Source organism: Candidatus Leptofilum sp., from assembly GCF_965223285.1.
In the GTDB taxonomy this organism is placed as follows: Bacteria; Chloroflexota; Anaerolineae; order Promineifilales; family Promineifilaceae; genus Leptofilum.
The window spans coordinates 3,693,102-3,716,036 of record NZ_OZ244997.1; the positions used below are offsets into that span (position 1 = coordinate 3,693,102).

A 22,935-nucleotide genomic window follows, 5' to 3' on the forward strand; every position below is an offset into this window, starting at 1 on the left:
ACGGGGGTCTGCCCCTACCTTTATGGGGTGGGTGTGGCGGTGGGGAAGACGATGGGTGGCAGGAACGGCTGGAGGGTGACCACAATGGGCGGGAAGAGGGGGAAGACCACTGTGCCATCGTTTAGGCAAGTCTCTGGCATATCCGCGCCGCTGCGATGGCCACACCAGGCAAAATTGCCATTGTAGTTACCGTTGAACCGCTCGCCATTTTCCAGCACGAAGAATTGCAGGTCGCCGCTGGTGGCATTGCGCGTCCAGGTGCCTGTCAGGGTCGTGCCGTCCGCTTCGGCTTCGATGATGCCGTCGCCAGCGGCATAGCTGCCTTCGACCTCGGTGCCATCTTGGGTAAGCGTCATGGTGCCACAGCCAGCAGCACCACAGTTGGTGGTCCAGTTGCCGTACCAGGTAGCGACGCCGCAGGGGGTTGGTTCTGATTCTCCGTCCCGATAGCCGCACCACGCGGCCGTTTTGTCCCAGTTACCAATCCAGCTTTGCCCATCATCACTCAGCCAGAAATCAATCGAGCCATTTTCGCCTGCAAACGACCAGGTTCCTGTAAGCCGATTCTCTTCGATGATGCCCACAATGGTACCGCTGCCGGCCGCAAAGGTGCCAGAGACCGTTTCTTCCCCTTCGTTGTGAGTGAGGTTAACGCTGCCGCAATCCAGAAATTCACAGTTGCTGAGCCAAACGCCATTCCAGGCACCGGGCGGGATGGGCGTGGGAGTGAAGGTTGGCGTGGCACTAGCCGTGGGCGTGGCGGTAGGGGTTGCGGTTGCGGTACTAGTTGGTTGATTGGTAGCCGTGGCAGTCGGCGTGAGCGTTGGGGACGGGGTTGCTGTCGCGGTCGGCGTAGGCAGTTCGCCGGGAGCCGGGTCTTCGTTGTCTGGCTGGCCGTCGCCGTCGGTGTCTGGATTGTTGGGATCGGTGCCGTTTTCAACTTCTTCGCCGTCGAGCAAGGTATCGCCGTCGCTGTCAGGATCGAGCGGATCGGTATCCCAGGTGGCTTCATCGCCATCACTCAAGCCGTCATCGTCACTGTCGGCATCATTCGGGTCGGTGCCGAGGTCATTGACTTCCTCACCATCGGAGATACCGTCACCGTCACTATCTGGATTGTTGGGATCGGTATTTGTTACGTCAGCTTCCTGGCCGTCGCTGAGGCCGTCGCCATCGCTGTCACCACCCAGCCGGGCTTCTTCGGTTTGGGTGGCACTGATGGCGGCTTGGGCAACGGCCGTTGCCGTCGCATCTTGTCCCCGTTCATTGAAGGTAGCAAATACCACTGCCAGGGAAACACATAAAACAACCAACAGAATGCCAAAAATGGGGATGACCCAGCCAGGCAAAATTGGTTTGGTCACCAGCTTGCCCTGCAACGTTTGGCTTTCTGGCCCGCTGCTTACCTGAATATTGAAAGGATTGGCGCGCGGGTTGCCAGTAAACGGCCGTTGCGCCGCCGCAATCTGGAAATCAACCGTAGCCTTCCCCCCAGCCGGAATCGTGACTTGCTGGGTGGGCTGCTCAAACTGCACCGCTTTGGCCCCATCATCGCCGCTCAGGCGGTAGGTGGCTTCAAAATTGCCATCGTTGCGCACCAACACCCGGCAAAGGCCATTGTTAATGATCTCTTTGGGGCGCATGTCGATAGCAAATTGGGTAAACGGCCGCAGTTGCACTGTACCAGAAACGGCCGCTTTTTCAGCTTCATCTTTTTGGGAAGCAGCGACCAATCGGTAACGATGTTGGCCAGAACGCGCGCTGCTGTCTTTGGGTGGATGAACGGTGATGGGCAACGCACTTTGCGCCCCCGGCATGAGCTGAACGGCCGATTCGGGCATTGTAATCCAGCTTGGCGGCAACCCTTCCAGTTTAAGTGTAAAATGATCCACAACGCTGCTTTGATTAAGCAATTCCACCTGGATTTCACTGCTTTGGCCCGGCGAAAGTTCCACATTGGTGGGGTGGACAACCACGCTCAAACGCCCGGTGCTGCTTTGCATGATCGTGCTGCCCGGCGGGCGGCTAATGGGCACGACGGTGGGAGGCTCATGAGCAGGTTGCGGGGCAGTGACCAATGGTGGTTCAGATTTTGTGGCCGCAGCACGCCCTTCTAGCTGGATGAAAAATGGGCCGATGCGCAGCGTCTGGCCGCTATCCCACGGCTCTGGTACCTCCGGCAGCAGCTTGGCCTCGTCTAAAAAAGTGCCGTTGGTGCTGCCCAAATCGGTGATGAGCCAGCCGCTGGGCGTATGCTCTAGCCGAGCATGGTGGCGCGAGATGCCATCGGCCGCAAGCGTTACGTCGCACGATTCAGAGCGGCCCAGCAGCACTGGATCGCTGCCGAGCTTGTAGGTGTTTGGCGACTCCCCTTTTTGGCTGATGACCAACCGCTGGTTGGGGCTGGATGTGGCGGCGGCGGCCATTTGGGACGGCCGTTGCACAATCATCTCTTCATGCAGTTGGGTTAGCACGCTTACCACCGTCTCTTCAGCGGCAGTGGCAAAGACGGTCACATCATCTTCCGTTAGGCCCGTGGTGGCCCGGCGCAGGGCAGCGGCAAAGGCTTCGGCCGTTTGGTAGCGATCGTCTGGCTGCTTGGCGATGGCTTTGATAATGACACTTTGCACCGCCACGGGCAGCCCCGGTTGCAAATGGCGTGGCGGCGGCGGCGTTTCGTGCATATGCTTCATCACGGCGTCTGTTGGGGTTTTTATGTCAAATGGCAGGCGGCCTGTCGCCAGTTGGTACAGCACCACGCCGAGGGAATAGATGTCGGAACGGCCGTCTAGCGAGGCGGACGCCAGTGCCTGTTCTGGCGACATGTACGGTAGCGTCCCCATAAACGTGCCAGATTGGGTCTCAATCCCACCCTCTAGCAGCTTTGCCAAACCAAAATCGGTGACTTTAGCGCGAACAGGCAGGTCGTCAGGCCGATCTGACTGCTCCAGGCGAGCAATCAAAATGTTGTCTGGCTTGATGTCGCGGTGTACCACGCCCAGCCGGTGTGCGTAGCCCAGCGCATCGGCTACCTGGGCAATGATGTTGAGCGATTCACTCAGCTCCATTACCTGCCGCCGCTGCGCTAGCTGCTTGATGTACGCGCCCAAACTCAAACCGCGCACGTACTCCATCACAATGCTTAAGTAGGTTTGGCTGCTGGAAAAATTGTAGATAGCCACAATGTTGGGGTGGTTGAGGCGGGCCGCAGCCTGAGCCTCCTGCAAAAACCGCTGCCGGAATTCTGGCTGGCTGGCAAACTGTCGGTGCATGATTTTGAGGGCCACCGGGCGAGCCAGATTACTGTCAACCGCCCGATAGACAGCCCCCATGCCGCCCTCACCCAGCACAGCTTCAATGCGATATTGGTCTATCTGTTTTCCAATTAAGTCGTCCATAATGCAGGAGTATCCGTCACAGTGGCGGGTTGTGTCAATAAATTTGGTTACAAGACGATTGAATTTTACGGCAAAAAGTAGGTGATTTCGAGGGTGGGTGCTGTACGGATGACGTACAGATCGGCAACGGCGTCCCCATTGCTATCAGTTTCAAAGGAGAGGCGGAAGTGTAACTGGCTCTGTCCAAAAATGAGCGCATCTTCTACGTCAAAGGTAACATCGATGGCGTTGGGTGGCGTTAGTTCGCAGGCAATAAAGAACCCTGGCGCGTCATAAGCAAATTCGTCAATTGGTAGGCTAATTTCTACAAAATCAACCTGGAGGCAGCCGAGGGTGTCAAATGGGGTGCCTTCCAAGGCAGATTCATCGCTAAAGCGTAAAAAAGCGGTGCGAATGGTTGCCTCAGTGGGGATTTCTGCCAAAGAGAAGGTGAGCAGGCCACGCACGGCCGTTCCGCTAACCAAATCCCCTGCCTGTGGCCATTCACCTGTGCCAATGGTTACATCCCCGTCGGCCGTTAGCCAGCCAGATTGTTCCGCCGCCAGCGAAATCTCTACAGTGGCTTCATTGTTGCTTGGTGCTACCGTGACAGGTGGGCTGAGCGTGGACACCGGGGCATCATTATCTTGGTTGTTATTGTCTCCTGTGGCAGGCGTGGCTTGGGCAACGGCCGTATCACCGCCACCTAACTGAAATTGCAGCGGATCGGCTCCCGCAGCCACCTCTTGCCCATCTGAAACACCATCCAAATCGGTATCGGCCAAGGTTGGGTCTGTGTTGTGTTGCTCAATTTCCGCAAGGTCCGTCAGGCCATCGTTGTCGGTATCTGCACGCAAGGGGTCGGTGCCGTAGGTGTCCACCTCCAATCCATCCAGCAAACCGTCGCCATCGCTATCTTCATTGAAGGGATCAGAACCAACAACAATTTCCCGTTCCCCCGTTAATCCATCACTGTCGTCGTCGCCCGCTAGCTGGGCGGCAGTAAGCGGCGGTGCATCGTTAGTGCCCTCACCCAGCACGGGGGTGGAGACGGGTAAATTTTCAACTGGATTCTCGCGGTTGCCAAAAACGGAGTTGAGCACCACGGCAATGAGCAGCAACACCATGAGCAGTTGAATGAGCGGCAGCACCCAGGCCGGGAAGCGGGGGCGCAGTTCCAGGTGGCCCATTTTATTTTGGCGCAGGCCATTGACGGTGCGAAGTTCTACTTCAAACGGAATTTGTTGGATGCGGCCGAATAACGGCCGTTTCTTACGGTGGGTAATGCGGTAAGCCGTGGTGCCCGTGCTGCCCGGTTCCAGCGAGAGCGGCTGCTCATCCCCAAAAAATTGCAGCTTGCCAGCCGGGTCTTGCGCGGTGAGTTGCACTGTGCTGTTTACATTGCCATCGTTCCGCACCATGACACGGCAGGTGCCACCTGCTTCCACATGAGCAGGCCAAATGGAGAGTTCAAACAATTCCTCTGACAAAATGGTGAGCTGCCCTTGCAGAACGGCCGTTTCTACCGGTGGCCCATCTGCATGGAGCAAAAGTTGGAATGGATGCTGCCCCGCCAGCAAAGGCTGCTCACTAACCGGCAGTTGCAGCGTCAGCGGCACCGTCGCCCGACCCCCCGGCGTCATCGAAACTGTGTTTTGGGCGAGCGTGGCCACCCCTGGCAGCCCCGTTAGGCTTATTTTTACCACCAGCACCTGGCTGCTTTGGTTAAACAAATCAATTTGCAAATGCGCTTCACCACCCGGGGCCAGCGTTGCCTGGGTTGGGTTCAGTGCCACGCTAAAGTTGCTGTGGCTGGCCTGCACTTGGCTGCCCTCGGCTGAAATCTGAAACAGCTCGGTGATGGGTTCAGCAGGGGTTTGGCTGGCGGGATTTGCGGATGCTTTGCCCGCAAGCTGCCATTGTAAAAAGTAAGGGCCAATTTGCAGCTTTTGTCCCGGCTGCCACAGGGTGGGCTGCTGCGATGGTAATTTACGGCCGTCGTAAAAAGTTCCCCCTCGACTCTCCACATCCACAATGCGCCAGCTACCCGCCACTTTTTCTAGCCGCGCATGGCGACGAGACACATCCAGTGACGAGAGGACAATGTCGTTGTCTGGGGCGCGGCCGATGGTGATTTGGCTTTTATTCATGCCGAAGTGACGCGGTGCACGTCCCTGCCCGGTAATTACGATTTGGTCGCCAATGGCCGGAGGTGGCAAGGTTGGCAACAAGCCACTGGACGTGGCGGCCTGTCCGTTTTTTTGCGGGAGCAGCGATGGCGTGGCTTCTTCATCAACGTGTGCAAGGGGTTGTGCGGCTGGCGATTGGGGGCGTACGGCCGTTTCTTCCAGAGTGGCTAGCGGCGGGCGCACGGGTGGGGTGTGCCTATCTTCCTCAATGAGCGTACGAATATCCACCACGGTGGCTTGAGGGGCAAACAGCATGTTATCGGCAGCAGTGAGGCGGCTGGCGGCCTGGCGCAGGTCATCCCCCATCTGTTCCGCTATTTGGTAGCGGTCCGCCAGCGCGTAGGCGGTCGCTTTCGTCACAATTTGGGCGATGTTGGCAGGCAGCCCCGGCTGCATTTCACGCAGTGCGTGGGCCTGGCTTGGAGGCGGGCCAGCGTGGGTGCCGATCACAAGCTGGTACAAAATCACGCCCAGGCTATAAATATCGGCGCGGCCATCAACGGCCTGCCCAGCCTGCCGCTCTGGTGCCAGGTAGGGCACAAAGCGACGCAGCGGCCGCGCCATCTCTGGGGTCAGGCCATCGGGAATGCCAGAATCGGGAATGGGCGAGAGGCCAAAGTCGGCCAGCATCGCTTTGAGGGCAGGATCACCCGTGCGCAACGGCCGTTCCAATGGCTTGATCAAAATATTGCCCGGCTTCAAATCACCGTGCAGCACGCCAGATTGGTGGGCATAGCCCAGGCCGTCGGCAATTTGGCCAATGATGTGCAGCGTTTCATCCAGCCGCAGCACCCGCTCATCTTGTGCTAGCAGCCCCAGCACCCGCTCCAGGCTAATGCCATCCACGTGTGCCGTCACTAAATAAAGCTGGTCGCTTTGCTGACCAAAATTATACAGGGGCACAATGGCGGGATGCGTGAGCCGGGAAGCAGCCTGCGCCGCCTTCAAAATTTGCTGCTGGCGGGCAGGATGCTTGGTTAGGCTCGGCTTAAGTAACCTGAGAGCTACTTGCCTCTCCAAATTCAGATCAGTGGCGCGGTAAACCGTGCCACTGCTGCCATTACCGATATGTGCTTCGATTTTATATTGTTCCAACTGCTGACCAACGTAGGTGTTCATGTTTCAATTGGTTCACTTAATTCACCGGACTTTGGCCTAGCCATTGAGGCAAAGGCCCATGCAGAAGTCGGGCAAATCTTTCGCATTATGGGTTTGTAAATTTGGTAAATCAATCGCCAAAGGTCATGTTCCAACCGTTTTTGGGCGATTTTCTCATCTTTAGTATAGGTTTTGCCCTAGGTGAGACCATGCAGGCCGCGTGAATAGTTAGCAGAAAACAAGTTAGCGTTAGGAAGAAAATCCTGTTAAAAACGGCCGTTTCCAGTGAACAGTCCGTAAAAATTCAGTTTTGTCTGCGGCACCCCATGCTAGAATGCAACCGATTGGCAACAACAAAAAGAAGCTCGATGGTGAAAAAATGACCCAAATAGCGTTAAAACCTGACGAAGCAACGCTAAATTTGCTGCAAACCGCATTCCCCGATTTGAGCCGCAACAACATAAAAACTTTGAGCCAAGCGGCCGTTTACGAAGCCTACCCTGCCCGCACCGACATCTGCAAAGAAGGTGAAGAAGGCACCACCCTCTACATTTTGGCTGAGGGAGAGGTGGACATCATTGTCCATGCCGATGACAACCAGGAAATCTTGGTAGACAGCATTGGCCCTGGTGCCTACTTTGGCGAGATGGCCTTTTTGGGCGAAACCACCCGCATGGCCACCATCCGCACCCGCCAACCATGCCGCCTGCTTTCCATTGAAGAAGAAGATTTCATGGCGATTGCCCAAGCCAACCCCAGCCTGTTGCGCACCCTGCTGCGGCAAATCATCGGCCACATTCGCCGCACAGACCGCGCCGTCATCAACGAGCTAAACGTAAAAAATACCGCCTTGCAAAAAACGTACTCGGAACTGGAAGAGCAAGAGGAATTGCGGACGCAATTTATCGCCACGCTCTCCCATGAGCTGCGGACGCCACTCACGTCCATCAAAGGGTATCTGGGATTGATCAACAGTGGAGCCATGAAGGGGGATTCGCTGCAACAGGCATTGGACTCCATCACCCGCAATGTCAACAAGATGGTTGGCCACACCAACGACCTGCTTATTTTGTACGAAATGCACCCGCAAAAACCGTCTTTTGAATATCTGGAAGTGGCTGATGTGCTTATCGAATCGCTTAACGCGGCCCGCAGCATTTTAAACGATCACTCTTCTCCGGTCACGATTGATATTCAGCCAGATGTACCCAAAGTGTATGCAGATCGACGCGGCCTGACGCTCGCTTTGCGTGCGCTTATCGAAAATGCGTTCAAATATTCCCCTGCTGAAGCACCCGTGGCCATTCAAGTTTCTTGCCCAAAGGCAGACGAAGTGAGCATTGCCGTCGTGGATGAGGGGATTGGGATCGCCCCGGCTGACAAGCTGCGCCTGTTTGAGCCGTTTTTCCGCCTGGAAAAAGAGGAAAGTGCGCCAACGCTGTATCCCGGTCTGGGCATTGGTTTAACCATTGCCAAATTTGTGATGGATCGGCACAACGGCCGTATCAAAGTCAGCAGTACCGTCGGCCTGGGCAGCACATTTTCGCTGCGCCTCCCCCGCAAGTAAAATTCCTGCAACAAAGCCCTCGTTTTCACGTAGAGAGGAACGTGCGCGACACAAGGTTGTGCATGACGCATTAAAATGAGGCAAACCCAATGAGTGAAGACAACCGTTATCTAAAAATTGAAATTCCGGTGGAAGAAGAAACGCCGTTTGTGCCGGAGCAAGACCAGCCAACCACGGTCGATGCGGTAAAAAGTCAGGCGGCCAGCGCAGCCAAGCAAGCGTGGGACAGCGAGTTACGCAAAAAGGCCACGCGGGGGATGAAACGAGGGGCAGCGGCCGTCGCTACTAAAAGCCAACAAGTCGTCCAGGAGCGCATGGTAAAAGCCGCCGAAGAACAGGCGCGTCAGCAAACCGAAGCGATCAAAACCAAAATTCGGGAAACAGATTGGCAACATGAGGCCAAACAAGGCACTGCCAACGGCCTGCGCTGGCTCAGCACCCAACTGAGCAAACTGGCTGAGCGTTTTACCCCCAAAGAAGATAATCAAGAAAGTAATTGAGTAATTGGGTAATTGAAAAACAATAATTACCCAATTACTCAGTTACCCGATTACCTATTTATCATCCAGAGCGGCAATGCCGGGCAGCGTTTTGCCTTCCAGCAGTTCCAGGCTGGCGCCACCGCCCGTGCTGATGTGGCTCATTTTGGCAGCCAATCCGGCTTTGGTAACGGCCGCTGCCGAATCCCCACCCCCAATAATTACCTCAGTGCCATCTTCCACCTGCGCTGCCAGCAGCTGCGCGAGTTGATTGGTGCCGACGGCGAAGCGTGGGAACTCGAACACGCCCATTGGCCCGTTCCAAACCACCATTTTGGCTCCTTGCAGTGCGGCCTTAAACGTTTCCAGCGATTTGGGACCGATGTCCAGTGCCATTTTGTCAGCGGGGATGCTGTTGGCCGCCACAGTTTCGGCTTCTGCGTCGGCATCAAATTTATCTGTAACCACAAAATCAACGGGCAGCACCAGTCGATCACCGGCCATGTTCAGCAGCCGCTTGGCTTCAGGTAGCGCCTCGGCTTCTACCAGCGAGGTGCCAGTTTCATGCCCCTGGGCCCGAATGAAGGTATTGGCCATGCCGCCGCCAATCAAGATTTTGGCGGCGGTGTCTAGCAGATTTTCAATGAGCTTGATCTTGTCGGAGATTTTGGCCCCGCCCATGATGGCCACGTAGGGATGGGGTGGATTGGAAACGGCCGTTCCCAACGCCTGCAACTCCTTCTCCATTAAAAAGCCGGCAACGGCCGTGCCGCCCTTGGCCTGAATGGCTTTAGCCACACCTTCTGTGCTGGCGTGGGCGCGGTGAGCGGAACCGAAGGCATCGTTCACGTACAAATCTGCCAGATTGGCTAGCTGCTGGGCCAAATCTGCATCGTTTTTCTTTTCGCCGGGGTGGAAGCGGGTGTTTTCCAGCAGCAAGACGTCGCCAGGCTGCAAATTGACGGCGGCAGCAGTCACATCTGCGCCTACCACATTAGCGGCCGTTTGCACGGGGCGGTTCAGCAGTTCACTTAGGCGAGCGGCGACGGGTGCCATGCTAAATTGGGTGTCTGCGGGGGAAGACGGCCGTCCCAGATGCGAACACAAAATCAACGCGGCACCGTTGTCCAGCAGATGATTCAGCGTGGGCAGTGCCGCGCGAATGCGGGTGTCGTCGGTAACGGTGATGTCGTCGTTGGGGTCTTTGCCGCTCAACGGCACGTTAAAATCCACGCGAACCAGCACTTTTTTTCCATTTACATCAATATCGCGAACAGTTTTTTTATTCATTTTGACCTCAAGTTAGGGGCTAATGGTTAAAGGCTGGTAGCCTGTGAGCTACTAGCAACCAATCACTAACCGCTATTTTTAATAATTTGTGAGTGAATCGTGCAAACCACAGGAAATACCTTGAAAACCGACGTGCGGTTTCTGTGTGGTTTGCTCAAGTAGAAGCTAATTGCGCCATCATTATATTTGAAAATAGTTTTTGGCTTCTACACAATTCCATATTTTCTCCCGTCCAACATTATACGTACAGAACGAAACATTTTCATGCCAAAATCGCCAAAGGTGAACAATGGCACCGGGTTACGTGACAAGCATCAAACGGATCAACGTAATTGGGCCAGCACGTTACGTGAGACGACAAAACCCAACCAGACACAAAGCAACCCACCCAAATTGCTAGCTGCCAAATAAAGCAGCCCATCTCGGCTGCACCCGACTTGCAGCAGCGTCAAACTCTCCAGACCAAAGGTAGAAAAGGTCGTAAATGCCCCCAAACCGCCCGTAAACACCATTAGTCGCGTATTGTGCGGGTAAGTAACGGTATCAAAAAGCTGCCACAAAAAACCAATTAAAAAACAGCCAAGCAAATTGACCACTAGAGTGCCGTACGGCCAGCTATCGCCAGCAAGGCTGATGACCAACAGGGAAACCAGATAACGCAGCACAGCACCGACCGCACCACCAACGGCAATAACTAATATTTGCAAATCCAACTCCTGTTCAGATTATCGATCCACGCTGACGCGATGCCATTGGCGTACGCCCATCGGGGTAAGCACATAGCCGTCCAAATCGGGGCTGATGAGGGCAGCTTGCAAACTGTGGCTGACAAACACAACAGGGGCGTCAGCCACGATGCGTCGCTCAATTTCAGCGTACTGTGCCAATCGAGCGGCTACATTTTCTTCGATGCGCGCCTGTTCCAGCAATCCATCCACTTCAAAGTTGACATAACGCCCGATGTTTTGCCGCGAACTGCTATGGTACAGAATATCAAGAAAGTTTTGCGGATCGGGATAGTCGGCACACCAGCCACTTTGGTAAATGTTGCCTGCGTTGCCGCTATATAGCTCATCGTAATAAATAAATGGATCTATGACGACGGGTTGGATAGTGATGCCGAGCGTTTCTTGCCACAGGGAGATGACGGCCGTTACATACCCGCCCACATCCCCATAGCCAGACGTCGTGTAGGTTAGCACCGGAAACGTGGAGCGATCTGCATAGCCTGCCTCGTCCAAAAGCTGGTTGGCTTTCACCGGGTTAAATGGGTAGCCACGACCGGGATCGTTGGTATAACCCGGCATTCCGGGGGGCAGGGAACCAGTGGCCATCAGCGCATCGCCACCAGAGAAAGTGTCAATCAATAGCTCCTTGTCCAGCCCATAGTTAAACGCCTGCCGCACCCGCACATCGTCAAATGGCGCGATTTGTGTGTTCAAGCCAATGGTTGAGGTGCAAAGACTGATGCCTAACTGAAGTTGATCATGTAGCCTATTGTTGGGGTCTTCTACGCGGTCCAGATTGGCTCCGCCAACGCCAACCAGATCGATGTCGCCTTCTTCATACTGCGCCAAGGCCAGCCCCGGCCCCAAGTCGTACACGACGTGGCGCACGCGGGCTGGTTCCAGATAGTAACTGTCGTTGCGCACCAAAATAATCTCTTCATCGTCTTCCCAATTTCGCAGGCGGAAGGGGCCGGTACCGTTGGGCGTGTACTCCCAGTTGCGCGTGTCCACCGTCTCGCTGTCTACTACAAAGGCAACTGGGTAGGCTAACTTTTGCAAAAAGTAAACAACGGGGGCGGTTAGTTGCACTTCGAGCGTGTAATCATCAATCGCCCGCAGGCCGCTAATTTGCTCGGTTTGTCCATCAATCACTGCCTGTATGCCTGCGATGTCACCGAGATAGGTTTGCACGGTGTCAGAACCTGTGTCTGGATTGGCAGCGCGTTCCCAGCTGAAGATGACGTCCTGAGCAGTAAACGGCCGTCCATCATGAAAAAGCACGTTTTTGCGCAGGTAAAACGTGTAGGTCAGTCCATCGTCGCTTACTTCCCAGCCAGCAGCGAGCTCAGGCTGCACCTGCAAATCTGCATCCAGCATCACCAACCCAGAGAAAATATGCCCCAGCGCACCATCAGGCCCGCCTAGCGTCTTGGCCGGATCCAAGGTGCGTGGCTGCCCGCCCAGCAGGAAAATTGCGTCGTCGCGATCAATATCGGCATTTTCTTGCAGCAGTTGCGGGGCGCGGGTGACAAGTTGGCAATTGAGAAGCGAAAGGGTGAGAAGAATGATGATAAGTGATTTTTTTATGACCACAGAGTTGCGCAGAGGAGACATGGAGTAACACAGAGAAGTCTCGGTGTAACTCTGCATATTCTCCGTGCCCCTCTGTGTTCCGCTTTTTTCTCCAATCATTTACGCCTCCGCACCACGAGGCCAAAGCCTACCAGCAGCAAAGGGAAAACGGTAAGGTTACAGATGCCGCCTGCGGGGTTGGTCGTGGTGGTGGGTGGTACGGCCGTTGCCGCCGCAGCCGGTTCGGTAGGTACGGATTCTGGCAGGCCAAATGGTTCGATGGTGGGGATGGCCTGGGCAGATACGGCCGTTGGTGTGGGCGGAATCTCACGGGCAGGCAGGTTCAAACTTTGCCGCCACGCTTGTTCCAACCCATCTACATTGAAACCGTAAACCGCTTCCAACGCTTCATCATACCCTTCCCCAGCAGCCAGCGTCAGCAACAGCGACTGCATCTGCTCTTGCCCATATGTTTCCAGCAGGAATTTAACCACACTGTAACTCTGGCTGTAGGCAATCCCTGCTTCTGGCCCATGGGCCGAAAATGCCCCATTCAGGCTGCGAACGGGCTCAAAGCTGTTGTCCTCGATGCCATTGGCAATGTCGGATTGAACTGTTTCGCTTGGTTCGCCCTCGGCGTAAACAGCCAGCCCTTCATTGAGCCAGGTGGGGCGGCTACCGCCTACACAGCTGCGCCCAAACTGCCCAATGACCAAATGGGCCAGCTCATGGCGCACGGTCGGCACACCCCAGCTTTCGGCAATGCGCGGCGGCACGCCAATGAGGATGATGTTGTAATTGCCAAAGGCAACGCCACCTGCCCAATCCTGAATGTAAAGCACCGCATCCCGCATGTCGGCAGACTCTTCGTAAATAAATAGCTGCACTTCGCTATCAAGGGTAATGCCCATCTCGTTTTGCAGCTGATCCAGCCCAGCAACGGCCGCATCCAGCAAAACCTGCCCCACCTCGTCCCCTTCGTACCAATGGAGGCGGATGTTAGGCGCAGAAACAGTCTGCCAGGCAAAGCGATCATCTACAAAGGTGTGGCTTTGCTCTGGCGTAGTGGTGACATTGCCGCTGCGGTCTGTGATTTGCCACGCCCAGCGCAGCGTAGCACCTGGTGGGGGATTGCCAGAGCGCACCATTTCCCAGGTCCATTCTGCCTCATTGCCGTCAAGTTCGATGGGAACGGCCGTATTTGCCTCCAAACAGCTCACCCGATCTACTTCGTAAATCAGGTTCACTTCCGCCACATCGCTGGCATCGGCCAGTTCCAGTTGGAACGTCACCGACTGCGGAAAATCTACCTGCGCCTCATTGCGCGTAACAGTGATGTTGCTTTGTGATTGAGCAGAACCAGCCCAAGCCAAGATTATTAAAATTGTAATTGAAATGTGTTTTTTCAAATTGCTACCTTCATAACTGTCAGGAGCTAATTTCCCCGGCTAATATGTGGAAGCCTCGATGAGGCTTTCACAAGTAGACCAGACCGTTTGCGGCTGGTCGATGCATAAATTATGATAACCGGCTTAATTAATATCGATCTCTGGGTTGAAAAGTTCATTTTGATCATTGTGGTTGTCATCCCAACCGAAATGTTGCGCATAAAAATCTATGCCTGATAAACTCGATTCATCCAGCAATTGGTATAGCTCCTGACGATTGGCAACCTCATCAAAGGGCACATTTTGCTGCCGAACAACTGCACCCCCATGCCCAGCAAAAGCATCTAAAATGCGTTGACGATGACCCCATAGCAAATTTTTTGGGATAGCGTCGGATGAAAAGGTATCGATTTCCAATACTTCATCTTCTTGTGCTTTTAAGGTGCCACCTATCGTTTCAGCAGCAAACATGATCATTAAATTCACCCAAGCCCTGGCATTTGGTATGGAATAGATGCCTATCAAGCGGGTCAACCTAACTTTGAGTCCGGTTTCTTCAAAGGCTTCTCGAACTGCCGCCTGGGCCACCGTTTCACCGGCATCGACATGACCACCAGGCAGACACCAAACTTCAAAATCCTTCCGCTTGGTCAAAAGAATCTGCTCATCCTGAATAATTGCGACATTAACACCCACCTTCATATGTTTAGCTCCGTTGGCGACGGCCGTTCCACCACCAGCCACCGATGCCCAACGCCACCAGTCCAGCCGCGCCGAACACAATGAGCGAGACGTTGCCGCCAGATTGAACGTTATCGGCAACTGGCTCCTGAGTGGGAACGGCCGTTGGCGGCAATTGTGCAACCTCCGTAGCGGGTACGGCCGTTGCCGTTGGTTCAGGTGTGTAAGTGGCTGTTGCTGTCGGTGTGTTGGTTGGTGACGGTTCAGGCGTCGATGTGCCAGTTGCGGTTGCTGTAGGTTCTTCAGTTGGCGTTTGGGTTGCCGTGGCTGTCGCCTCAGGTGTTGATGTGAGTGCTGGCGTATTCGTGGGTGCGTTGGGATCGACTGTGGCTATGGCTGCTGGCGGATTTTCTACCGGAGGTGGGCCGCTCACGGGCGGCGGGACAGAAACAGCCCCACCATCTAGCGACTGCACCAAATAGTAAACGGGGCCACCAATCATGCAAAAATCCCCGGCCGTCTGGGCACAAATCGCCCCCGGCACCGTCACGGTAAACACCCCGTTGCTGGCAGAAATGGTTTGTCGGCTGCCCCACATGTCTACGAGAACGGCCGTGCTGGCCTCCGCAGCCACTTCTACCGTCTGCGGGGCGGGTAAGCGCGAAAACAACACCGTCGTTGCATGCGTACCCTGATCCAGCCGAATTTGCCCCCAATGCCCCCAATGCTCTCGTTTTACACCCTGCATTCCAGCCAGATACTGGACTGCCACCTGGTACGTCGTAAACGCTGGGCGGCGCGAACCATCCATGCGCAGCAAGCCAAACGGTTCTGGATTGGCGGCCACATCATCTGGCGTATCCTGCATTTTGTAAATGGCAATTCGCTGCGCCCCGGCCGCCAGCCCCACAGCAAACACCTGCGGTATGAACGCGGCCTGCTCCTGCTGATCTACCTGGAAAGTCCAATTGGGCACCGGCCAGGCGGGATCATTGCTGGGTGGCGCGTTGGTTTCTACTAGCCAAACTGGCTTCCAGGGGATGCCCCGGCTGCCAACCGCACCATAAAATTGCTGGATGATGTTAAAAATGGAGTCCGGCTGAAAGTATAGGTGAGCAGTCAGCGCATCAAAGTAATAATTGTGGTCTGGTGCGGCCGGATCAGCTACCACTACATCCAGAAAATCATAGATGTAGTTGGGGTTCCAGAAGTAGGTAAAGGCACTTAGATGAATGGTGCTGTTGGGATTAACTTCTTTGGCGACAAGATATGCCGTGCGCTGAAGCTGGAAGAAATCCTGCACGGAGCCGCCCCAGGTATGCCCCGGCGCATTAGGGTCATTTACGTCTGGTTCGTTCCAGATGATCCAATGGTTGATACGGCCGTTAAACCTCCCAACAGCCTCCCGCACAAAGTTAGCCCAACTGTTGTTTGGATCCGTGTGTGGCAAATGCAGGCCGCGCGGCAACTCACCCTCTCGCGCCCAGTCTGGAATGCCGATTAGCAGGCCAACCACCGTGCGCCCAGCGGCAATCTCCCCATTGATCTGGCTGTCGCTCACGCTGGCGGTCCAGGTGCCGGAGCCACCCGCCTGCACCTCCGCCCACTGAAAGCGCACCCGCGTCCAGGCCGCGCCCAATGAATTGGCCTGCCCTGGATTTTGATAACTTTCAATAACGCCAAAACGGTAATCAACTGGTGCTTGCGCTTGCTCCTCAACGGGAGCCGCCCCACTTTTTTGCGGAGCAGCGACAAACAAGCCCAACACAAGTAGACATAACAAAACAAGTCGGTGTCGATTCATGCTGCAAGTTTACCGAGAGCTAGGGAAATGTGACAACTATCGGCCCTCAAACTCGGCTTGACGCTTCTTGATTAGTTACAAATGGACGTACCGCAGATGCAGTTACCACAGTAGGATGGCTCCAGTAGCTGGCTAAAAATATTGCCAATTTGTGGCCCCAACAAGGTAAGCACACCCATCACAATAATGGCGACAAGCACCAAAATGAGTGCGTACTCCACTAACCCTTGAGCTGCCTGTTTGTGATTTATGAACATGCTCCCTCCAGCGAATGTTCCGCAATTAGTTTTGTGCAGGATAAGAAGTTGACATGCTGTTGCCACCGCTGGCAGTGACGGTGACGGTTCCGGGATTAGGGCCGACGGCCGGAAGGGCAATGGCGCAATTGGTGTTGCAGTTTACCGTACCAGATTTACCGCTTTGGGAGTCAACGGCCGTAACATCCACCGCCGCTGAAACCTGAATTTGTACCACCACATCTGCCCCGCCGCGCAAAGCAGACACAGAGGTTACATTCCCGGTTGGTGATGTGCTGCCACCACCGCCGCCGGATGACGTTGCCACGCCCAAGCCATCCACAACCCGGCTAAACACGTTGCCTACCTGTGGCCCTAGCAAAGTCAAGATGGCGATAACAATGACCGCCACCAGAACTAATATTAATGCATATTCTACCAACCCCTGGCCTTTTTCAGGAACATTCTGACGATTTTTTTGAAAGTTTGCTCGCTTCATTTTCCAATTTCTCCTCAATGTTTGCTAAAAATATTCGGAAAATTTCTGACAACGCCGCTTCCAAGTTCGCTTTCGTTTGTTAAATGCCAAACTGTATATCGGGAACGGCCGTACTTTCAACAAAAAATTGCCGCTCAAAAGCAAGCTCCATCAGTGATGCCGCGTTCCGTTCAGCCTCCCACAGCTCCACAGCCGGGTACTCGTCGGCAATGAGGGTTAAGCGGAGGGTATTGTCGTCCCAAACGGCCGTAACATCATCCACATTGGCATTACGGCCCCGCTCCAAAAACTCTGCCAGACGCAAAATAGCCGCCAGCCGCAGCAAAATCGTCTGGTCATCCACACTTAAAAGTGAAGCAAACTCATTTGGCGATGGCTTACCCTTGCGATGATACCGCGTCAGCAGGGCAATCAGGGCCGTCTCGCGAGGGGAAAAGCCTGGCAAGCCACTATTCACAATCAATGTTTGCGAATGCTTGTGATGGTCATCATAGCTGATGATGGTGCCCAAATCGTGCAGCATGGCGGCGGCATCCAAAAGCTCACGTTCAGGCGAGCCATAGCCATGCAGCGGAGCCAATTGGTTAAACAGCCGCGTTGCCAAGTAGCGTACATGGCGGGCGTGTGCTTTCTGGTAGTTGTAAACGCGAGCCATATTCAGCACGCTAAAGCGACGCACATTGGCCACCACCGGATAATCCAGATGATGCCAAAACAGCTCTAAAAACAAACCCTCGCGCAAGCCGTTTTTGGAAATCGTTATCGACCCAATTTGCAGCCGATCCATCACCTCTGCCACAACCAACGCCCCGGCAAAAATGATGTCTGCGCGGTCTCGGCTTAAGCCAGAAATTTGTCGCCGCTCAGATACCAACAACCTCTCCAGCAGTTGCATCGTCTCTTGTATGGATGCCCGACTCAAAACAAAGCCATGCAATGTATTGAGCGGATGGTTTTGCCGTACAGCTTCAATCTTGGCCAGGTTACGGACAGTGCCACCCAAGCCAACTAAACGCCGATGTGCCTGGGGCTGCTTCTTTTTCAGCCAGCCGATTGTGTCTAGATGGCTGACAATGTGCTGCTTGATGGCCGCTACATCGGCCGGTTCGATGGGGTCTGAGCGGACAAACTGCTCGGTTAGGGCCAAGGCACCCAGGGGCACTGAGGCTCCTTTCTGGTACCGATTCCCGCGTACTTTGCTCACCTGGGCACTACCGCCACCAATGTCGAGGACATAGCCATTATCTAACTGCACCTCGTTGAGAACGCCCAGCGTGCCGTAGTACGCTTCGCGCTCGCCATCTAGCACCTGCAAATCAAGGCCGATTTCTGTAGAGACTTTTTGCAAAAAGGCAGGGCCATTGGCGGCATCCCGCACGGCGCTGGTGGCCGTTGGAATGATGTGATCAACGGGATAATTGTCGCAAAAACGTTTGAACAAGCGGAGGGTAAAGAGGGCACGGGCAACGGCCGTTTCACTTAAACCAGCCTCTGTCATGCCCTCACGCAGTCGCACCACCTCGCGAATTTCATCTTCCAGGCGATAGGCATAGCCAGGTACCGTTCTGAGGATGACCAGCCGGGCTGTATTGGAGCCGAGATCAATGATGCCGATGCGTTGAGAATTGTTTGCAATCATTTGTTGACCTTATACAACAAGGATTGCATTGTAACATGTTTTAGCTGGATTTTTCTACCCAATCAGACAGGTTCTTTGAAGTCGTAGAGATTGTCTTCAACAGCCCATTTTCGTTGGCATTCCGGGTTGGGGCAGATGAGACGGCCGTTCACCGGTTCCGGCAAGTCTGTTTGGCAATGGGGGCAAGCAAAGAAGGAGGTGGCAGCGGCCGTTTCGCCTTCGCTGGGATGGGCAATATCGACAAACACGCTGGGGCTAAGCTGCCACCAGTTGCCCGTGCGCTGCGCCAATGAATCTAGCCCAACCAGCAGCCCTGTGGGTACAGTGCGCTTAATTAGGCCTATGCGAAAATGCGAGACGCTGAGCATCTTCCCTGGCTGGAAGTTGGCCAATTCTAGCTGCTGGCGAATCCAGCGGGGGTGAAAATCAAAGTTGAGGGCAACGAACTCGATTGGCTCTAAATCAAACGGTGACCACGCTTGCCGACGCAAGCCATAGCGCAAAATCGCTTTGAGGTTTTGTTTGTTGGCAAATTCTAAAATGTAACGGCCGTTTGGCCGAGCAATGCGAGCGAGCTGCTGGAACAGAGCCGGTACGTCTGCCGCATGGTGCAAGGTGCGAATTTGCACCATCGTGTCGAACAGGCCAGCCACAAACGGCATCTGGTACCAGTTGCCCGCTACGTACACAAAGCGAGGATCGTCTCCTAGATGCGCCTGGGCTTCACGCAACAGCGAGCGGGAGTAGTCGAACAAAACTGCTTTTTGGTAGCCCAAGTATTCATCAGCCAAACGGCCGAATCCAGCCCCAATCTCAATCAGTGTACCGCCCGTGGGCGGCATCAGGCGGCGCAAGGCGATGCGCTCAACCTGGTCTTCATAGTCACGCCCTTGCCCTTCCCAAAAGCGGGTGCGGTAGTCGGAGCCTTCGTAGTCGCAGACGGGGGGAATGTCTGTTTTAGTCATGTGTGAAATAGAAGCGGTTTAGCGAACGGCCGTATCTGTCGCTGTTGGTGGTGCGGTGCCAGCTTGCCGTACGCGGGTGAAAAGCTCGTCATTGCTGGAAGGCAATCCCTTAATCAACCGGTCCAACGGCTCAAATAAACTACGCAGCACATTAAAGGGCTCGCCCAAATCTGTATCTTGCAGCGGAATTTGCACCGGCACATCCATTTGCACCGGGATCGTCTGGTCCACCTCAACATCTAAATCTAATGCCACTGGCAATGGCAACCCTGCCGGAAGCTCCAAATTCACGTTGCCGTTAATTTGACCGCCACCACCGGGCAAGGTGAATTGTGCGGGGATGGTCAAAGGGACTGCTTCTACCAGAACGACTTCTGTCTCTTCTGCCAACGGCAGCGTAAAATTAATGGGCATTGTGGTATCTAGCGAAATGGTTTGAGAAATAGTCGCGTTGCTCATATCCACAAAGCTGTCGCTCAAGCCACCCACCAGCGGCTCGGCCACAGAATCTACAATTGGCAAGATGAGCGGTGCCGCCACAAGCAGCACAATGAGCAGCACAAAGTTCATAACAAACGAAAAGATAATGGCAAAGGTTTTAAACGCCTGCCATGGTTTTCCAGACCAAGCCCATTTGTTTCGGTCCATTGTACACCTCCGAACCCGAATTTAGGTTGACATAGTATTATTACATTATGGTAACATGGAACAAACAATTAGTAAAACGGCCGTAAGTCATGGGTTCCCCTCTGAATTGATATTTCTCCAACTGGTCCCGCATGTTTCACGGGAAACAATTGCGGGAATGGTTGAATGAAGTAGAATATCAGCAGCCTATCATCTTACCTGCGAGCAAGACAAATTTTATTCATGTCTACCCTATCAAACAGACCAGAAAACGACGTTCCTCAACTTGGTTCCTCCCACAACAATGATGTTGCAATTTTGCTTGATTTGGACAATTTGGTCATTGGTGCCAAGCAAATCAATTTAACCTTCGACATTAATTTGGTGCTGGCGCATATCAAGAAGTTGACGAACGGCCGTATCGTGTTGCGCAACTCCTACGGCGATTCACGCCAGGATCAGCAGCTCATCCGCGAATTAGCAACAGCCGGATTTGTCACCCGCAATGCAGTTCGGCTCAACAGCTTCAGCAAAAATTTAGCCGACATGCAAATTGTGGTTGACACCATGGAAACCTTGCTGGATGGTCAGGATTTTGGCACGTATGTCCTCATGACGGGAGATCGTGACTTCACTCCCCTTGTGCAGGCCTTACGCAAGCGCGGCAAGCAAGTCATTGGAATGGGCGTCAAGCATACTACCAGCCAAAGTCTGGCCAATCTGTGCGACCAATACATTTATTACGAAGACATTGTACCCACTCCCGAACTAAACGAATCACAAGTCGAAGAACTACTAGTCAAATCGTTGCAGCAGTTGCTGATAAACACGGAGCGCGTGCGCGCTAGCGTGCTCAAGCAACATATGTCCGACAGCAGCAATGGGGCCTTTGACAAAAGCAGCTACGCCGAAGGCAGCTTCCGCAAATTCCTGGAGAATCATCCAGACCTGGTGAATGTAGAACAAGTGGAAACGACTATCTACGTAAAGCGGCCAGTTGTGCAGCAGAAGCCGTCGGCCCCGCTGCACATTCGTTACCGTCGCGAACTTAAAAAGCGGCGGCTGCGTGTGGTAGAACGAGAAACCCGCTTTACCATTCTTAAGGACCTCATCCGTTTGCTGGCTGCTAATGAGCAAATTCGCTGGCGTGAACTGATCGATACATTGGCTGATGCCTACAAGGCCAACGACCAAAAAATATCCAAAAACGCCATCAACGCCGTTTTGCTAACAGCACGTCAGGCACAGGTTATTCACACGCTAAAAGACAAATCTCTCTCAACGGCACCTGTGCTGCTTGAGATGAAAGGGCCCAAAGCATTTCAGGAATCTGTCATGCGCTGCGACGCCGTGTACGTGAAAGAAATTCTGGAGCTAGCGGAAGAATTTGACGAAACCGAAGCGGCATTGGCTCTTTATTACGAGCCAAAATATTCACATTACCTCAAAACGCTCATCAAGAATTTTGAGCGACTCGGCATGTAAATACTTAGGAAAAGATTTCAAAAGTCTTCAAGGCAATTCGTTTATCACCAGAGAGAAACAAGACTTTTGAAATCTACACTGCGTAACATGAGCCAATAAATCAAAGAGCCACTTCATCACGGTGGCCCAAGCCCAAGCTATTGTCAATAAAATAGAGACGCTCTGGCCGTAAACAGTACCAGTTTACTTCTACCAGAGCGTTTTGCATGTTGGCATCAGCCTGCGCCAAAAAGGGGTATTTTTGCAGGTAGCGCGCAATGGATGTTTCCCGTGAAACATCAGTCAGCAACGAGACTTGCCCCTCCAGCTGAATACCTTTAATCTGTTGCCAATCCCGATAATCTTCCTGAATGGTTGCGGCAAGGTGGGGAACGGCCGTCATATTTCGTGCATGTCTCGTATGCCCAGCAGACAGGAAAGTAAGATCAAAGCCATCGTTCACGTAAAAAACGGCCGCTGCCCACAAACCTTCTGGCCCTTCAGTGGCTAACGTCATTACCTGATGCGTTGCCAGATAATCCAAAGCCAACTGCCGGGGGTTACGCTGCGTCACGGCTAGCCTTGCCTCCCTGCCATCGTGTAAACAAATCCTGCGATAGCTCGATTTCAAGCAAATCAAGCACACGATTGACGGTTTGATTAATGATGTCGTCGATGGTTTGGGGGCGATGGTAATAAGCTGGCATAGGCGGTGCCAAAATTGCGCCCATCTCCGTCACCTGCACCATGAGCCGCAAATGGCCCAAATGCAGCGGCGTTTCCCGGGGAACCAGTACCAAGTGCCGACGATCTTTTAGGACCACATCGGCTGCTCGCAGCAGCAGATTATCGCTAAAGGAGTTGGCAATGCCTGCCAAGGTTTTCATGGAGCAAGGCGCAATGACCATGCCCCAGGTTTTGAAGGAACCAGAGGAAATGGCGGCAGCAATATCTCTGAATCGGTATGTCACATCAGCCAATTGCGCTACCTGCTCGGCCGTCAGATCGGTCTCTAGGCCGATGGTTGTCGCCGCTGCTGTGCTCATGACCAAATGTGTTTCTACCTCAGGCAAGCCTCGCATTAGCTCCAGCAGGCGAATGCCATAAATAACCCCACTAGCTCCTGAAATCCCCACAATTAATTTTTTCATGATGCCTCCGGCAAAATTGTAGTAACCGAACAGACAAAATATGTGGTTGCCAAGTTGTCAACAGTGTACCGTGAAAGAAATTGTATCTCCATCTCATTTTAAGATAGGTAGTCAGAAAACCAAAATCCCCTTACAATCGCCACATCATTCTGCCAAACAACACATTGAACCTACTACATTT

At 53.8% G+C, this 22,935-nt stretch carries 18 protein-coding genes; 3 read left to right on the forward strand and 15 right to left on the reverse strand.

Features of this window, described 5'->3' with window-relative positions:
- Positions 1–20 precede the first annotated feature (20 nt).
- Positions 21–3,398: a protein kinase domain-containing protein gene (locus ACOQPU_RS16655; protein WP_420640953.1), complete on the reverse strand. Its 3,378-nt coding sequence runs from the start codon at positions 3,396–3,398 to the stop codon at positions 21–23.
- A gap of 65 nt (positions 3,399–3,463) precedes the next feature.
- The gene (locus ACOQPU_RS16660; protein WP_420640954.1) at positions 3,464–6,685 is read right to left on the reverse strand and encodes a protein kinase domain-containing protein; all 3,222 of its coding nucleotides are present in this window, start codon (positions 6,683–6,685) and stop codon (positions 3,464–3,466) included.
- Between the two features lie 358 nt (positions 6,686–7,043).
- On the opposite strand from ACOQPU_RS16660, the gene ACOQPU_RS16665 reads away from it, so the two are divergent.
- Positions 7,044–8,231 (forward strand): ATP-binding protein, encoded by a 1,188-nt coding sequence (locus tag ACOQPU_RS16665; RefSeq protein WP_420640955.1) that lies wholly within the window; start codon positions 7,044–7,046, stop codon positions 8,229–8,231.
- Positions 8,232–8,320: 89 nt separating this feature from the next.
- Positions 8,321–8,731: a hypothetical protein gene (locus tag ACOQPU_RS16670; RefSeq protein ID WP_420640956.1), complete on the forward strand. Its 411-nt coding sequence runs from the start codon at positions 8,321–8,323 to the stop codon at positions 8,729–8,731.
- Between the two features lie 54 nt (positions 8,732–8,785).
- On the opposite strand, the gene ACOQPU_RS16675 is transcribed toward ACOQPU_RS16670, so the two are convergent.
- The 11 genes from ACOQPU_RS16675 to ACOQPU_RS16725 form a co-directional block, all read right to left on the reverse strand.
- A complete protein-coding gene (locus ACOQPU_RS16675) occupies positions 8,786–10,000 on the reverse strand; it encodes a phosphoglycerate kinase (protein WP_420640957.1) in 1,215 nt (404 codons plus the stop codon).
- A 323-nt stretch (positions 10,001–10,323) separates the two neighbouring features.
- The gene (gene crcB / locus ACOQPU_RS16680) at positions 10,324–10,707 is read right to left on the reverse strand and encodes a fluoride efflux transporter CrcB (RefSeq protein ID WP_420640958.1); all 384 of its coding nucleotides are present in this window, start codon (positions 10,705–10,707) and stop codon (positions 10,324–10,326) included.
- Between the two features lie 18 nt (positions 10,708–10,725).
- The gene (locus tag ACOQPU_RS16685) at positions 10,726–12,321 is read right to left on the reverse strand and encodes an ABC transporter substrate-binding protein (RefSeq protein ID WP_420640959.1); all 1,596 of its coding nucleotides are present in this window, start codon (positions 12,319–12,321) and stop codon (positions 10,726–10,728) included.
- 95 nt (positions 12,322–12,416) lie between these two features.
- Entirely contained in the window at positions 12,417–13,709 is a 1,293-nt protein-coding gene (locus tag ACOQPU_RS16690) for a peptidase MA family metallohydrolase (protein WP_420640960.1), read from the reverse strand.
- A 123-nt stretch (positions 13,710–13,832) separates the two neighbouring features.
- Complete coding sequence (locus tag ACOQPU_RS16695) at positions 13,833–14,390, reverse strand: NUDIX domain-containing protein (RefSeq protein WP_420640961.1); 558 nt, start codon at positions 14,388–14,390, stop codon at positions 13,833–13,835.
- Positions 14,391–14,394: 4 nt separating this feature from the next.
- Entirely contained in the window at positions 14,395–16,173 is a 1,779-nt protein-coding gene (locus ACOQPU_RS16700; RefSeq protein WP_420640962.1) for a hypothetical protein, read from the reverse strand.
- Between the two features lie 71 nt (positions 16,174–16,244).
- A complete protein-coding gene (locus tag ACOQPU_RS16705; RefSeq protein ID WP_420640963.1) occupies positions 16,245–16,430 on the reverse strand; it encodes a Flp family type IVb pilin in 186 nt (61 codons plus the stop codon).
- 25 nt (positions 16,431–16,455) lie between these two features.
- Positions 16,456–16,908, reverse strand: coding sequence for a Flp family type IVb pilin (locus ACOQPU_RS16710; protein ID WP_420640964.1), 453 nt, complete (start codon positions 16,906–16,908; stop codon positions 16,456–16,458).
- Positions 16,909–16,987: 79 nt separating this feature from the next.
- Positions 16,988–18,547, reverse strand: a complete 1,560-nt coding sequence (locus ACOQPU_RS16715; protein ID WP_420640965.1) for an HD domain-containing protein — start codon at positions 18,545–18,547, stop codon at positions 16,988–16,990.
- Positions 18,548–18,609: 62 nt separating this feature from the next.
- Positions 18,610–19,512: a methyltransferase domain-containing protein gene (locus ACOQPU_RS16720; RefSeq protein ID WP_420640966.1), complete on the reverse strand. Its 903-nt coding sequence runs from the start codon at positions 19,510–19,512 to the stop codon at positions 18,610–18,612.
- Positions 19,513–19,530: 18 nt separating this feature from the next.
- Positions 19,531–20,160, reverse strand: a complete 630-nt coding sequence (locus tag ACOQPU_RS16725) for a hypothetical protein (protein ID WP_420640967.1) — start codon at positions 20,158–20,160, stop codon at positions 19,531–19,533.
- Positions 20,161–20,382: 222 nt separating this feature from the next.
- Between ACOQPU_RS16725 and ACOQPU_RS16730 the strand changes: the two genes are divergently transcribed.
- The gene (locus ACOQPU_RS16730; RefSeq protein ID WP_420640968.1) at positions 20,383–21,624 is read left to right on the forward strand and encodes an NYN domain-containing protein; all 1,242 of its coding nucleotides are present in this window, start codon (positions 20,383–20,385) and stop codon (positions 21,622–21,624) included.
- A 100-nt stretch (positions 21,625–21,724) separates the two neighbouring features.
- On the opposite strand, the gene ACOQPU_RS16735 is transcribed toward ACOQPU_RS16730, so the two are convergent.
- Both ACOQPU_RS16735 and ACOQPU_RS16740 read right to left on the reverse strand, forming a co-directional pair.
- Positions 21,725–22,177, reverse strand: a complete 453-nt coding sequence (locus ACOQPU_RS16735; protein ID WP_420640969.1) for a pyridoxamine 5'-phosphate oxidase family protein — start codon at positions 22,175–22,177, stop codon at positions 21,725–21,727.
- The gene (locus tag ACOQPU_RS16740; RefSeq protein WP_420640970.1) at positions 22,164–22,754 is read right to left on the reverse strand and encodes a UbiX family flavin prenyltransferase; all 591 of its coding nucleotides are present in this window, start codon (positions 22,752–22,754) and stop codon (positions 22,164–22,166) included. Before ACOQPU_RS16740 ends, ACOQPU_RS16735 begins: the two co-directional genes overlap by 14 nt.
- Positions 22,755–22,935 lie beyond the last annotated feature (181 nt).